Here is a 14,594-nt window from a genome sequence, read left to right as displayed (position 1 = left end):
ACGAACCCCGCGGTGATCTGGTGGCAGGCCCCCGGCAGCCCCCCGGAGCCCACTCGACCGCCTCGGCGAATACCGACCGGGGCGACGATCGGCATAGCGTGCTGATCGTGACCACCGACGACGATCAGACCGGCCGGGCGCAGGCCGGGGGGGCAGCTCGGACCGCGGCTCTGGCCCGTGCCGCCCACCGACGGCGGCGTCGAGGACGCCGGCCGATCCTGGTAGGCATCGACGGTCCCGCGGGCGGCGGAAAATCGACCCTCGCCGATCGGGTCGCCGCGGCGCTGGGCGACGCGCCGATCGTCCGGATGGACGACCTCTACCCCGGCTGGGACGGTCTTGCGGCGTCCGTGCCGCTACTCGTCCGGTGGGTCCTCTCTCCCGCCGAGCACGGCCGGATCCCGCGCTACCGGCGCTACGACTGGTATCGCGGCGGATACGCGGAGTGGCGCGCGGTCCGCCGCCACCGCTACCTGATCGTCGAGGGTGCCGGATCGACCTGTGGCATCGCGCGCGGGTACTTCGCGGTCCGGGTGTTCGTCGACGCCTCCCCGGACGAGCGGATGCGTCGCGCCCTGCGGCGCGACGGCGACATATTCCGGCCGCACTGGGACCGCTGGGCCCGGCAGGAAGTGGCGTTGTTCGGGCCGGACCGGACGCGCCGCGCCGCGCACGTCGTGGTGATGACGGGGTCGACGGGCCCCTGCACCTGAGTGGGTCAGCCCGGTTCCGGCACCGGACGGGCGGCCCGGTGCCGATCGGCCATGCCCGACGCCCGGAGCCTGATCCCCTCGCGCAGACTCTCGGGCCCGAGAAGTTCGGCATCCTCGCCGAGCATCCACAACACTCCCCCGGCGTGAGCGGCGTCGCCGAACTCGACCTCGGCCGTGATCCAGCCGTCCGCGCGAGTCTCCGAGGCGGCGGAGAGCACCGAGTCGAGAAGGTCCTCCCGCCGCTCGGCCCGCACCCGAACGGTGGCCGCCACGGACTCGTGCAGCGCACGGAACTCGGACCGCCGCCGGTCCCAGATCCCGGCCAGGTCGACGACGGGGTCGCGCCGCGCCGGCTCGTCGAGCTCCACGGCGTCCTGGATGCGGGACAGCCGGTACGTGCGCTCCGAACCGCGATGCGTTGCCACCAGGTACCACCTGCCGCCGGCATTGACCAGGCCGATCGGATCAACTGTGCGCCAGCGTGATTCGCTGCCGCGGGCGGCGTACCGGAGCCGAAGCCGGCGTCCCGCGAACACCACCTGCTGGATCAGGCCGAGATACGCCTCGTGGGACGGGTCGGTGAGCCAACCGCCCTGGCGCACGAGCACCCGTTCCGCAACTCGTGTGGCGGCCGAGCGATGCGTGTCGGGCATGGCGGCCGACACCTTCCGCATCGCGGACGCGAAGGCGGGCGCCATCCCCAGCGCCGCAGGGGTGGTCGCGGCGCCGGCCGCGAGCAGCGCCTTAGCCTCCTCCACCGTCAGCCCGGTGAGGTCGGTGGTGAACCCCGGCAGCAGGGCGAACCCGCCGTCCCGGCCGCGTTCCGCGTAGACGGGGATCCCGGCCGTCGACAGGGCCTCGACGTCACGCAGCACCGTGCGAGTGGACACCTCGAGCTCCCGGGCGAGGGCCGGTGCGGACATCCGTCCCCTGTTCCGCAGCAGCAATACCAGCGAGAGGAGGCGGTCGGCGCGCATTGCCCCATCCTCTCAGCAATACATGACAGGAGATGTCGTGATTAGGGACGAGAGTGGGCGCGGTCCGCACACGTGCACTCGATCGAAAGGCCCCACCATGACCGACATCACCGATCCCCGCCCCCTATACCGCGAGGCCCTGGCCTGGGTGACCGCCTTGATGGCCGAGGTGCGGCCGGACCAGCTGACGGATCCGACGCCGTGCGACGAGTTCGACGTCGCGACCCTGATGGGCCACCTGGTCGCCACCGTCGACCGGGCGCGTGTCATCGGGGAGGGCGGCGACCCGACCACCGTGCCGTTGGTCGCGATCGCCGTCGACGGCGATCGGTGCGCCGCGTACCGGATCGCCGGCGAGAGGATGTGGGCCGTCTGGAGCGACGACGCGCTGCTCGACGTCACCGTCACCGCGCCGTGGGGCCGCGTACCCGGCCGCGCCGCGATCTGGGGATACCTCAACGAGACGCTGGTCCACGGCTGGGATCTGGCCGCCGCGACCGGGCAACCCACCGAGACCGACTCCGCACTCGCCGAATCGGCACTCGCGGTGGCCCGCCGCGCGATCCCCGCCAGCCCCCGCGGTGGGCACGTGCCGTTCGGCGCGGTGGTCGAGCCGGCCGAGGGAGCGGGACCGACGGAACGCCTCGCCAACTGGTCCGGCCGGACCGGCATCGGCCGGCCCGCGATCTCCGCCTGACACACGACGACGCCCCGCACGCTGCTGCGTGCGGGGCGTCGTCGTGCCTGTGAACCTACTCGGCGGAGCCACCCTCGGACGGGGCGTCGCCGGCACCGGCCAGCGCCTCGGCGGGCGAGTCCGGCACCTTGACCGGCTTCGGGTTGGGCGTGAACGTGAACTTCGCGTCCTCGCCCGCGCTCTCGCCGTCCCAACCCTCGACGTCGACGAGCACGATCTGACCGGGGCCGACCTCGTTGAAGAGGATCTTCTCCGACAGCTGGTCCTCGATCTCGCGCTGGATGGTGCGACGCAGCGGCCGCGCGCCGAGCACCGGATCGAACCCGCGCTTGGCGAGCAGCGACTTGGCCTGCTCGGTCAGCTCGATGTCCATGTCCTTGTTCTTCAGCTGCTTCTCGACGCGGCCGATCATCAGGTCCACCATCTGGATGATCTGATCCTTGGTCAGCTGGTGGAAGACGATGATGTCGTCGATGCGGTTGAGGAACTCGGGGCGGAAGTGCTTCTTGAGCTCGTCGTTGACCTTGAGCTTCATCCGCTCGTAGTTCGACTCGCTGCCCGTTCCGGCGGAGAAGCCCAGACCCACGGCCTTCGAGATGTCGGAGGTGCCCAGGTTCGAGGTGAAGATCAGCACGGTGTTCTTGAAGTCGACCGTACGACCCTGACCGTCGGTGAGACGGCCGTCCTCGAGCACCTGCAGGAGGGTGTTGTAGATCTCCTGGTGAGCCTTCTCGATCTCGTCGAACAGGACCACCGAGAACGGCTTGCGGCGCACCTTCTCGGTGAGCTGGCCGCCCTCTTCGTAGCCGACGTAGCCGGGAGGGGCACCGAACAGACGCGACGCGGTGAACCGGTCGTGGAACTCGCCCATGTCGATCTGGATGAGCGCGTCGTCGTCGCCGAACAGGAAGTTCGCGAGCGCCTTGGACAGCTCGGTCTTACCGACACCGGACGGGCCGGCGAAGATGAACGAACCGGACGGACGCTTCGGATCCTTCAGGCCGGCGCGGGTGCGGCGGATCGCCTTGGAGACGGCCTTGACGGCGTCCTCCTGGCCGATGATCCGCTTGTGCAGCTCCTCCTCCATGCGGAGCAGACGCGTGGTCTCCTCCTCGGTGAGCTTGAAGACCGGGATACCGGTCCAGTTGCCCAGCACCTCGGCGATCTGCTCGTCGTCGACCTCGGCGATGACGTCAAGGTCACCCGAACGCCACTGCTTCTCGCGCTCGGCACGCTGTGCGACGAGGGTCTTCTCCTTGTCGCGCAGGTTCGCGGCCTTCTCGAAGTCCTGCGCGTCGATCGCGGACTCCTTCTCGCGACGGGCGTCGGCGATCTTGTCGTCGAACTCGCGCAGGTCCGGCGGTGCGGTCATCCGACGGATGCGCATCCGGGCGCCCGCCTCGTCGATGAGGTCGATGGCCTTGTCCGGCAGGAAGCGGTCGTTGATGTAGCGGTCGGCCAGGGTGGCCGCCGCGACCAGCGCGCTGTCGGTGATCGAGACACGGTGGTGCGCCTCGTAGCGATCACGCAGACCCTTGAGGATCTCGATGGTGTGCTCGACCGTCGGCTCGCCGACCTGGACCGGCTGGAACCGGCGCTCGAGGGCGGCGTCCTTCTCGATGTACTTGCGGTACTCGTCGAGCGTGGTGGCACCGATGGTCTGCAGCTCGCCGCGGGCCAGCTTCGGCTTGAGGATCGAGGCCGCATCGATGGCGCCCTCGGCCGCGCCGGCACCGACGAGGGTGTGCAGCTCGTCGATGAACAGGATGATGTCGCCGCGGGTGTTGATCTCCTTGAGCACCTTCTTGAGGCGTTCCTCGAAGTCACCGCGATAACGGCTGCCGGCCACCAGGGAGCCCAGGTCCAGCGTGTAGAGCTGCTTGTCCTTGAGGGTCTCCGGGACCTCGCCGTTGACGATGGCCTGTGCGAGGCCCTCGACCACGGCGGTCTTACCGACGCCCGGCTCACCGATGAGGACAGGGTTGTTCTTGGTGCGGCGGCTCAGCACCTGCATGACGCGCTCGATTTCCTTCGAGCGGCCGATGACCGGGTCGAGTTTGCCTTCGAGGGCGGCCTGGGTGAGGTTGCGGCCGAACTGGTCGAGGACCAGCGACGTCGACGGGGTGCCCGCCTCGCCACGGCTGCCGCCGGCCTCGGCCGGCTCCTTGCCCTGGTAGCCCGAGAGCAGCTGGATGACCTGCTGACGGACACGGTTGAGGTCGGCGCCCAGCTTGACGAGCACCTGGGCCGCGACACCCTCGCCCTCGCGGATCAGGCCGAGCAGGATGTGCTCGGTGCCGATGTAGTTGTGGCCGAGCTGCAGCGCCTCGCGCAGGCTGAGCTCGAGGACCTTCTTGGCACGGGGGGTGAACGGAATGTGGCCGGACGGGGCCTGCTGGCCCTGGCCGATGATCTCCTCGACCTGGCTACGGACACCTTCGAGGGAGATACCCAACGACTCCAGCGACTTCGCCGCCACGCCCTCACCCTCGTGGATGAGACCGAGCAGGATGTGTTCCGTGCCGATGTAGTTGTGGTTGAGCATCCTGGCTTCTTCTTGCGCCAGGACAACAACGCGCCGCGCGCGATCGGTGAACCTCTCGAACATCGCTCTCCCTCACACTCTCCGGCGGTCCAGGTCCGAGGCCCCGCTTGTCACAGTGTCTCGTACCCGCCCGCCGCGTTTCGCTCCGGCACAACAGGCTGACGGCCTCCGGAACCGACGAAGGTTCCACGACCCCACCTCATACTCTAGTGGGCTGCCATTCGACCCGCCGCTCCTCCACCCGTCAAACGTGCGGAGTCAACCTGCTCGAAGTCTTCAACGCCGCAGGTGGCGGAATCGTTTCCCGCCGGCTGTACGCCTGAAGCGAACACTTCCGCAATGACCGCCGACACAGGGAATCGGCGAGGTTCGTAACGGTGATCCCGCTGGACGGCGCGTCGCGGCACCGTCAATCGACTCGACTGGGAGTAGCCCGGGTCGCCGCCGCGTCGACGTCGGGCACCGCCGAGTCCACGACGGATGCGCGCCGGGTGACGGTCATCGCCCGCCGCTCCGCCCGCGGGCCGGTGGGCAGCACGCGTTCCAGCGTCCGGTGCAACACCCACGCGATGGGGACGGAGAAGGCGACGGTGACGATGAAGACGCCCACGGTCGAGCCCTGGAAGGTGCGGTAGCCGAGCATCTCCATCACGAACTCCATCACCACGAGGTGCACCAGGAACAGTTCGTACGAGATCTCGCCCAGCCACACCATCGGTCCGGACGCGCACAGCTTGCCGAGGGGACCGGGCCAGTCGCCGATCACCAGTGGTGCCATCAGCGACATCGCGAACAGCAGGTAGAGCGTCGATTTGGTGACGGCCTCGGTGACGTCCATCGGGATGATCGTCGCCTCGCCCGCCAGCGGCGTGCATGCCAGCAGCAGGAAGTACAGCGCCAGCAGACCCATCGCGTACGGATTGCACCGCTTCACCGTCAGCGACGCCACCGCGAGCAGCATGCCGCCCGCGAACCACGCGATGAATCCCGGCAGCCACAGCCGTGCGGTGTACGTGAGGTCGGTGTTGTGCGTGATCAGCGTCCACAACGGCGTGATCGCGACGACCACGAGCAGCGCGATCGCGAGCCGGACCGGATGCCACGAGCGGCGGCAGACGACCACGACGAGGAACCACCCGAGCACTGGCAGCAGCAGATAGAACGTGGCCTCCACCGCCAGGCTCCACATCTGGGTGAGCCCGGTGTGCAGGTGCCCGGTCCCGTAGATCTGGGTGAGCGTCATGTTCCGCGCGAACCCCGACCAGCCCAGACCCGTCTCCCCCGGCTCCCGGAACAGATAGATCACGTAGGTCGCGACGACGGTGATCCAGTACGCCGGCAGGATCCGTCGGACCCGATGCCACAGGTACGTGCGCGCCGACGGCAACTCCTGCTGCCCGGCCGCCGCCCGTAGCCACGGACGGAAGAGCAGAAAGCCCGACAGCGCGAAGAACACCGCGACGCCGATCTCGAGGCGGGAGAACGCGCCGCCCGCCAGGTCGTTCGTGTACCGGCCGGTCCAGAACGCGGCGTGCGCGCCGACCACGAGCAGCGCGGCGACCGCGCGCAGGCCGGTGAGCGACGCCAGATACCCGGCGTCCCCGTCCGTTCTCACGAGCCGGACCCCGCAGCCGGGACGACGGCACCGACCGGACCGGCTCCGACGCACAGCGCCAGTCCAGGAGTCACCGGTTGCACGCGCACCGCGGTGCCGGGGCCGAAAAGCCGCACGAACACCTGGTTCAGCCCGGCCTGGACGGGGACAGTCACAGCGTCGGTAGCCGGGCCGCTGCCGCTGAGCCCGACCTCAATCGTCCCGTCGGCGCTCGCGAAGTAGTTGAGCTGGGCGGTCCACTCCCAGTCGATCAGCGGGCCGTCGAGCGGGATGTCGGTGGCGCCGTCCTCGACGCGGTAGCCACAGCCCGGCACCGGCCCCTGACCGATGTTGCGGATCGACGTCACGGCGGCGGGGATCAGCCGGCCGGAGTCGTCGAGGAGTTGCAGGTAGTTGGTGGACCGGCCGAACTCGGGGCGCTCGTCCAACGGGGCGAAGATGTGGCTGGTCGTGTTGTGCGGGTACGCGACGGGCAGCAGCACCCAGATGGACACCGGCTGATCCAGCAGCGGCGAGCCCTGATTCGCGGCCAGCGAGGCGCGGGCGTTCGCGAGGTAGTCGACAGTGGGGTTGTCGCGCCACCGCTGGACGAACGTGAACGTCGACCACACACTGCTCACGACGAACAGGACGGTCAGGGCCAGCGCGACGACCGCTCGTCTCTCCGGCTTCTGGAGCGCAGCCGGGGTGCGCAGCCGAGGATTCTCGCGACGCGGTGCGCGGACGATCAACGCCCAGCCGATCGCGATGACGACGGCACTGTCGGCGACGTAACGGAGCGTCTGCGCCAGCTCGTAGGCGGTACCGGGACCGGACCGGGTCAGCACCATCGCCGCCTCCGACGCCGCGACGTAGGCCACCAGCGCCAGCCACACCGCACCCGTGCGCTTCCGGCACAGCAGCGACCACGCCAGCGCCGCCAGCAGCACCGCCCAGGCGAGCACGACCAGGACGGTCGGCGGCGTCGCCCAAGGCGGGCTCGGCGGCCACCGATCCCACGCCCACGGTCCGCCGAGCAGTGTCGGCACCAGGCCCAGCGACGTGCCGTGGTGGGCGAGGCCGACGGTCTGCGCCGGACTCGGGACGACGAACCTCGACTCGGTGAAGTACAGGTACGCCGCCGCCCACAGCGCGGTGACGGCGACCAGCGGAATCCACAGCACCCGACCCCGCCGCCACGCCGAACGCAGCGGCCGCTCGATTCCGTCCAGCCGGAACAGCAGCACCACGGTCGCGAACGCGACGATCGGCACCAGCACCGATTTCTCGAAGAACGCCAGCGACAGCGCGGTCACCACGGAACCGGACACCGCGAACCGGACGCGTCCGGTCCGACAGAGCCGGATCGCGTCGCCCGCCACCCAGGCGAGGGCGATCTGCATCGGCAGCGAGTTCAGTCCCGCGGCCCACCACGCGAACGACGGCAGGGTCAGCGGAGAGAACAGGTAGAACGCGAGCGGCAGCAGCACGATCGGGCGCATCCCGAGCAGCAACCGCAGGACGCGAAGGACCGCGAGCGACGCCAGCAGTTGCAGTAACAGCAACATCAACGCAGGGACCGCCCAGGTCAGCGGTGCCACCGTGGTCGCGAACCAGGCCGCCAGGAACGCGGCAGGCATGAAGTGACCGTCGTGGTCGTAGAACAGGAACTCACCCGACAACGCCGGGTACTGCCCCGAGCGGCTGATGAGGATCAGGTCGTCCCAGTAGAAGTCGCCCGAGAAGGCGACGATGCCCCGCACCACCATCTGCAGGGCGACCATTGCGGCGGCCACCGCAAGGACTCGTCGGGAATCGAGCAGCCACCAGGGATTCCGCGTCGGTGTGGGCAAGTCGATCTCGTCGCCGAGGCCCGCCTCCGGAACTGCTCGCACCCGCACACGCTCCTTCCCGTCGGCCCGATCGCCGGAGCGGAACCTTACTGACGCAAATTAATGCGAGTCTGAGGAGCCGCCGGAGTGCTGTGCGAGGTGCTTCAGCCTCCTGTGATCGGTGCGACGAACTGGCACGGAATCGGACGCGGGCGGCCGCGGTCCAGCGCATTGAGCATGCGCGCCGCCATCGACTCCGCGGCGATCGCCGCATGCCCACCGTAATCGGTGCCCCGCCGGCGTGTCCTCTGCTCGATCGGCTTCATTCCGTCGAACGCCGGAATCGACCAGGAGCGATCGGCGAATGGAACGGGAGGAAGCGAGAAGACGCAATATTCCTCGGTCGCCGGGGGCGGGGCATACGTGGCCCCATTGTCCGGGCCGGTTCCCCCCGGTGCCGTGTACCGGCACAACCGGATTCGGATAACTGTCGAGCGGATTACGCGACGAGTGGTTCGATCTCGGCCCGGACCCACCCGGATTGTCCAATATCGAAGGCACTGCGTCGGTAAACAATCGCCTCAGCCGCACATCGCGGACACTAGCAGCGCGCCTTTACACGCGGGGCCGAATCGGCGGAGGCGACGTCCGGCCGTAATCAGTGCGCCTTGTTGTACGCCTCGGTGATTTCCGCCGAGATTCGACCGCGAGAGGACACCGGATAACCGTTCCGGCGTGCCCATTCGCGAATCGCCGCACTCTGCTCGCGGTCTACCGAAACACGCGACGAGGTCGCACTGCTACTGGAAGTACCCTTGCCGCCACGACGACGAGCCGTCGCCTTGCGGGCATGCGAAACCCAAACATCCAACTGTTCACGAAGCTTCGCAGCATTCTCCGAAGACAGATCGATCTCGTACAGAACCCCATCCAGGCCGAACTCGACCGTTTCATCGGCAGTGGCGTCCTGATCGACGTCGTCGATGAGCGTTACAGTGACCTTCTTTGCCATGGGGTCAATTCCTTCCGAATGACGCGACGTTGCTCAGACGCGATGCGCCCCAGCCGGTAACACGAATGCAATCGTACCCCTGAATCACCAAAAGTGATGACTCGGCAATAGGAGCGAATTGAAACTCCCGGTCAGCGCGCGCTCGGTCGGACAATTGGGAACAAGATGGTTTCCCTGATTCCCAATCCGGTGAGTGCCATCAGCAGACGGTCGATTCCCATGCCGGTTCCGGTCGTCGGCGGCATACCCTGCTCCATCGCCGCCAGGAACTCCTCGTCGAGAGCCATCGCCTCGTCGTCGCCGGCCGAGGCGAGACGCGCCTGATCGACGAAACGCTCACGCTGAATGATCGGATCGACCAACTCCGAATATCCGGTGGCGAGTTCGAATCCGCGGATGTACAGATCCCACTTCTCCGTGACACCCGGCAGGGTGCGGTGCTGGCGGGTCAGCGGCGACGTCTCGACCGGGAAGTTCCGCACGAACGTCGGCGCGTACAACTGGTCACCGCACTGGTGCTCCCACAGTTCCTCGACGAGCTTGCCGTGGCCGTATCCCTTGTCCTTCGGGACCTCGAGACCCACCTTGGCGGCCAGCGCCAGCAGCTCCTCGACCGTGGTGTCCGGGGTGACCTGCACGCCGATGGCCTCGGACAGCGACGGATACATGTCCATCGTCTTCCACTCGCCACTGAGGTCGTACTCGGTGCCGTCCGCGAGCGTGACCACCTGCGTACCGAACGCCGCCTGCGCGACCTCCTGGACCAGCTCGCGGATCATCTTCGCGGAATCGTCGTAGGTGCCGTAGGCCTCGTACGTCTCGAGCATCGCGAACTCCGGCGAATGCGTCGAGTCGACGCCCTCGTTGCGGAAGTTGCGATTGATCTCGAAGACCTTCTCGATGCCGCCGACCACGCAGCGCTTGAGGAACAGTTCGGGCGCGATACGCAGGTACAGGTCGATGTCGAGCGCGTTGGAATGCGTCACGAACGGGCGGGCCGCGGCGCCGCCGTGCAGCGTCTGCAGCATCGGCGTCTCGACCTCGAGGAACCCGCGCCGCTCGAGGGCATTGCGCAGCTCACGAACGACGGCAACACGCTTGCGGGCGTTCTCCCGGGCCTCGGGGCGGACGATGAGGTCCGCGTAGCGCTGACGCACGCGGGACTCCTCACTCATCTCCTTGTGCGCGACGGGCAGCGGACGCAGCGACTTGGCCGCCATCTGCCACGAGTCGGCCATGACGCTGAGCTCACCGCGACGGGAGCTGATGACCTCACCCTGCACGAACACGAAGTCGCCGAGGTCGACGTCGGACTTCCACGCGGCCAGGGCCTCTTCGCCGACGTTGGCCAGGCTCAGCATCGCCTGCAGCTGGGTGCCGTCGCCCTCCTGCAGCGTCGCGAAGCAGAGCTTGCCCGTGTTGCGCACGAAGATGACACGGCCCACGACGCCGGCCTGCTCACCGGTAGCGGTGTCGGGCTCCAGATCGGGGTACTTCGCGCGCACCTCCGCGAGGCTGTGAGTGCGGGGAACGGACACCGGGTACGGCTCCTGCCCCTGGGCAAGCAGACGCTCCCGCTTCTCGCGGCGGATCCGGAGCTGCTCGGGGGTGTCGTCTACTGGCTGGGCGGGTGCTTCACTCACGGGATACAAGACTATAGGGCGGCATCTGCCGAGCGTGTGGCCGGTAGCGCGGCAGCGATCGCGAGCACCACGCCGGATGCGAAGTAGAGGCCGACCCGGACGTGATTCCAGAGCGTCCATCCGGTTCGGTAGCTCTGCCAGGCGTTCGCGTCGGCCAGGTCCGCCGACGCGAACGCGTCGTTGCGCGGAACGTGGTAAATCGCGGTGACGGCGAAGGCCGCGATCGTCCCGACGACACCCACCAGCACCAGGACCCATCCGGTGGGGCGGACGACGACCGCCCACACGCCGCAGACCGCGGCGGTGAGCGCGGATCCCATCAGCGGAATCATCAGCGCACTGCGCGGCGCCGCGACGTTGATCGCCTGCATCGACTCGATCGCCGAGTGTGCGGGAATCGAACTCAGTGCGGGCATCACGAACGCGGAGAACGCGAACAGGGCCCCGCCGGCGATCACGGCGCCCAGCGCGGTCACTCCGACGAGGATCTCGAAGGCGACTGCTCCCGACGACGACGTGCCGTCCGCTGTTGTGGTCATGAATCGATACCACCGCAACAATGCGAGACGATCCATGGCGCAGCGTCGCAGAAACATACTCGAGCGTCTACCGTCGCGGGCATGGACGCACTGTCGATGGTGCTCTCCGACTCTCGGGCGGAGGGGGCATTCCTACTGCGCTCGGTGCTCGCTCCGCCGTGGTCGCTGCGCATCGAGGACCACGCGCCGGTGACGGTAGTGGCACTGCTCCGGGGATCCGCGGTCGTCGTCTCGGATACCGGCGCCGGCGCGACTCTCACACCGGGCGACATCGCACTCGTGCGCGGACCCGACGCCTACACGGTCGCCGACCGCCCGGACACGCCGCCGCACGTGATCATCGACGAGAACCAGGCCTGCCACACTGCCGCCGGAGCACCGGCCATGAGGATGACCGACCTCGGCGTCCGAACCTGGGGCAACGCGCTCGACGGCCGGACCGTGATGCTGACCGGCACGTACCGGTTCGACAGCTACCTCAGCCGGCAACTGCTCGACTGCCTCACCCCGATCGCGGTGGTACCGCGCAGCACCGACACCGAACCGATGACCGCCCTGCTGGCGCAACAGATCACCTTGGACAGTCCCGGCCAGAGCGTTCTGCTCGATCGGCTACTGGACCTCGTCCTGATCGCATCGCTGCGGGAATGGTTGGCCCACAACTCATCACGGTCACCGAACTGGATCGCGGCCTACGACGACCCGATCATCGGGAACGCGCTGCGGCTGATCCACAACCAGCCGGAGCAGCCGTGGACCGTCGAGGGCCTGGCCCGCGAATGCAACTGTTCCCGAGCCGCTTTCGCACGACGGTTCTCGGCGCGCATGGGCGTCGGGCCGGTCGGCTACCTGACCGGATGGCGCCTGTCCGTCGCCGCGGACCTGCTGTCGGATCCCGGGCGGACGGTGTCGTCGATAGCCGCCGCGGTGGGTTACTCCAGTCCGTTCGCGCTCACCGCAGCGTTCACCAGACACCACGGTGTGAGCCCACGCGAGTTCCGCCGCCGGCCGAATGTCACACGCGTTCAGTCCAACTGAACGTATGTGACATTCGGCCGGGCGGCCGGTGACCTCAGTGGGCGGAGACCGTCGCCAGCTCGCGGGTGCAGTGACGCTCCCCCATCAGCGCGCCGAGCAGACCGGCCGACTTGATCGCCTTGTAGCCGCCGACGAGGTCGGTGGCCTTGTTCAGCCCGAGCTGCCGCAGCGACGCTGCAGCCAGGCTGGAGGTGTACCCCTCGGAGCACACGATCACCCATTCGACGTCGTGGTCGACGGCGAGCGCCAGGTGCGCGCTGCTGGTGGGGTCGAGTCGCCATTCGAGGACGTTGCGTTCGATCGCCAACGCGCCGGGCAGCGTGCCCTCGAGCGCGCGCTGCGCCTGCGGGCGGATGTCCACGAAGATGGCGCCGCGCCGGCAGGCCTCGGTGAGTTCGAAGACGTACATGCGGTCGATCTGCGAACGAGCGTCGTCGAGCATCTGGTCGATGGTCACTTGGAGCCCCCTTCGGGCAGATCGGTCAGCTCGGTGCGGGTGCGGCGCAACGCCCCGCGATCGGTGACCTCGTAATAGGACATGGCGGTGAGCGGCGGCGAGTACGCGTGCACGCTCAGCGTGGGTTCGGTGGTGACGGTGACCGGGCCCGGAGCCCGCATCACGTCGTGCACCCATCCCAGCGGGAACGACGCCTGGTCGCCGGCCTCGAGGGTGCGGCGACGCAGCTCGCCACCGGTCCAGCGGCACTCCGCGAGGTTGCCGCTGAGCACCGTCAGAGCCCCGAAAGAGCCTGCGTGGTCATGTAATTCGGTGGACCTGTCGGGTACCCAGCTGATCAACCAGACGTCGACGTCGTCGTCGGCGTAGAGGCGGGTCGACCACCGCTCCCGCGTCGGGAACGCGCCCGGAAGCAGGTGGTCGTGACGGCCCTCGAGGACATCGGCGGCACCCTGGTCGGTGATGCGCAGCAGATCGGCGGGACGCAGACGCGAGGGCAGCGCGGCATCGAAGCGGCGGGCACCGCGGTCGGAAGCAGACGTGAAGACGTCAAAAGAATATGCAGAAAGCATGAGTAGAGCTCCAGGAAGTGAAATTGGTCAAGGCAGCGTTCAGCCTCGACAACACTCCTGGGCACTCATGCAATGGGACACGTCGAACAGTGTGACACAACATCAGCGACGACGGAAGCCTGCGGAACCCCGGACGCGCAGTGACGCCGGTTACTCCGGCGCTCAGACCTCGGTGCGCCGTGCCCGCCGGGCGAGGTTGCGCTCGTACACCAGCCGCAGACCCTCGAGCGTCAGATCCGGCTCGTGATGCTCCACGGTGGCGCACTCCGGCATGATGAGCGGCGCGCTGTCCCCGGTCGCGATCACGGCCACGTTCGAGCCACCGAACGCCGTGAGTTCCGAACGCACTCGGCTGACCAGACCGTCGACCAGGCCGGCGAACCCGAAGATCGCCCCCGACTGCATGCACTCGACCGTGTTCTTGCCGACCACCGAGCGCGGCCGCACCAGTTCCACCTTGCGGAGGGCCGCCGACTGGGAAGCCAGTGCGTCCGTGGAGATCTCGATCCCCGGCGCGATCGCCCCGCCGAGGAACTCCCCCTTCGCGGAAACGACGTCGACACACGTGGAGGTGCCGAAGTCGACGACGATGCACGCGCTGTCGTAGAGGTGGTGCGCCGCCAGACTGTTGACGATACGGTCGGCGCCCACTTCCTTGGGATTGTCGACCAGCAGCGGGACACCGGTCCGGACACCGGGTTCCACCACGACGTGCGGCACGTGATCCCAGTACCGGCCGAGCATCACCCGGATCTCGCGCAGCACCGACGGCACCGTCGAGAGCGCGGAGACCCCCGTGACCTGTTCCGCGTTCACGGCGAGCAGTCCCCGGATCTTGAGCGCCAACTCGTCGGCGGTCAACCGGGGATCGGTACGCATCCGCCAGTCCTGCACCAGCTTCGAGTGCGAACCGCTGCCGGTGAACAGCCCGAGAACGATATTGGTGTTTCGGACGTCGACGGTGAGGAGCACCGT

13 protein-coding genes are annotated in these 14,594 nt (G+C 68.2%); 3 read left to right on the top strand and 10 right to left on the bottom strand.

What is annotated here, in order from left to right; genetic code table 11:
* Positions 1-107: 107 nt before the first annotated feature.
* Positions 108-713, top strand: coding sequence for a hypothetical protein (locus HUN07_RS03605; RefSeq protein ID WP_254622782.1), 606 nt, complete (start codon positions 108-110; stop codon positions 711-713).
* A 5-nt stretch (positions 714-718) separates the two neighbouring features.
* Here HUN07_RS03605 and HUN07_RS03600 read toward each other — a convergent pair whose 3' ends face one another.
* A complete protein-coding gene (locus HUN07_RS03600) occupies positions 719-1,690 on the bottom strand; it encodes a helix-turn-helix transcriptional regulator (RefSeq protein WP_174907968.1) in 972 nt (323 codons plus the stop codon).
* 97 nt (positions 1,691-1,787) lie between these two features.
* Between HUN07_RS03600 and HUN07_RS03595 the strand changes: the two genes are divergently transcribed.
* Positions 1,788-2,387, top strand: coding sequence for a TIGR03086 family metal-binding protein (locus tag HUN07_RS03595; RefSeq protein ID WP_174907966.1), 600 nt, complete (start codon positions 1,788-1,790; stop codon positions 2,385-2,387).
* 55 nt (positions 2,388-2,442) lie between these two features.
* Here the strand turns inward: HUN07_RS03595 and HUN07_RS03590 are convergent, their stop codons facing one another.
* The 6 genes from HUN07_RS03590 to HUN07_RS03565 form a co-directional block, all read right to left on the bottom strand.
* Entirely contained in the window at positions 2,443-4,995 is a 2,553-nt protein-coding gene (locus tag HUN07_RS03590) for an ATP-dependent Clp protease ATP-binding subunit (protein ID WP_114723425.1), read from the bottom strand.
* A 346-nt stretch (positions 4,996-5,341) separates the two neighbouring features.
* Positions 5,342-6,547: an acyltransferase family protein gene (locus tag HUN07_RS03585; protein WP_254622781.1), complete on the bottom strand. Its 1,206-nt coding sequence runs from the start codon at positions 6,545-6,547 to the stop codon at positions 5,342-5,344.
* Positions 6,544-8,421, bottom strand: coding sequence for a hypothetical protein (locus tag HUN07_RS03580; protein WP_254622780.1), 1,878 nt, complete (start codon positions 8,419-8,421; stop codon positions 6,544-6,546). Before HUN07_RS03580 ends, HUN07_RS03585 begins: the two co-directional genes overlap by 4 nt.
* A gap of 595 nt (positions 8,422-9,016) precedes the next feature.
* The gene (locus HUN07_RS03575) at positions 9,017-9,370 is read right to left on the bottom strand and encodes a histone-like nucleoid-structuring protein Lsr2 (RefSeq protein WP_114723429.1); all 354 of its coding nucleotides are present in this window, start codon (positions 9,368-9,370) and stop codon (positions 9,017-9,019) included.
* Between the two features lie 131 nt (positions 9,371-9,501).
* Entirely contained in the window at positions 9,502-11,013 is a 1,512-nt protein-coding gene (gene lysS, locus HUN07_RS03570; RefSeq protein ID WP_114723477.1) for a lysine--tRNA ligase, read from the bottom strand.
* An 11-nt stretch (positions 11,014-11,024) separates the two neighbouring features.
* A complete protein-coding gene (locus HUN07_RS03565) occupies positions 11,025-11,552 on the bottom strand; it encodes an anthrone oxygenase family protein (protein ID WP_174907964.1) in 528 nt (175 codons plus the stop codon).
* Between the two features lie 81 nt (positions 11,553-11,633).
* On the opposite strand from HUN07_RS03565, the gene HUN07_RS03560 reads away from it, so the two are divergent.
* Positions 11,634-12,590, top strand: coding sequence for an AraC family transcriptional regulator (locus HUN07_RS03560; protein WP_174907962.1), 957 nt, complete (start codon positions 11,634-11,636; stop codon positions 12,588-12,590).
* 34 nt (positions 12,591-12,624) lie between these two features.
* On the opposite strand, the gene HUN07_RS03555 is transcribed toward HUN07_RS03560, so the two are convergent.
* The 3 genes from HUN07_RS03555 to HUN07_RS03545 all read right to left on the bottom strand — a co-directional run bounded on the left by HUN07_RS03555 (position 12,625) and on the right by HUN07_RS03545 (position 14,591).
* Entirely contained in the window at positions 12,625-13,047 is a 423-nt protein-coding gene (locus tag HUN07_RS03555; protein ID WP_174907960.1) for a rhodanese-like domain-containing protein, read from the bottom strand.
* Positions 13,044-13,547: a cysteine dioxygenase gene (locus tag HUN07_RS03550; RefSeq protein WP_254622939.1), complete on the bottom strand. Its 504-nt coding sequence runs from the start codon at positions 13,545-13,547 to the stop codon at positions 13,044-13,046. Before HUN07_RS03550 ends, HUN07_RS03555 begins: the two co-directional genes overlap by 4 nt.
* Before the next feature lie 234 nt (positions 13,548-13,781).
* A complete protein-coding gene (locus HUN07_RS03545; RefSeq protein ID WP_174907956.1) occupies positions 13,782-14,591 on the bottom strand; it encodes a type III pantothenate kinase in 810 nt (269 codons plus the stop codon).
* Positions 14,592-14,594 lie beyond the last annotated feature (3 nt).

This window comes from Rhodococcus sp. W8901, assembly GCF_013348805.1.
Lineage (GTDB): Bacteria > Actinomycetota > Actinomycetes > Mycobacteriales > Mycobacteriaceae > Prescottella.
Note: the sequence above shows the minus strand (reverse complement) of the source record. Positions and strands in the feature narration are given on the sequence as shown.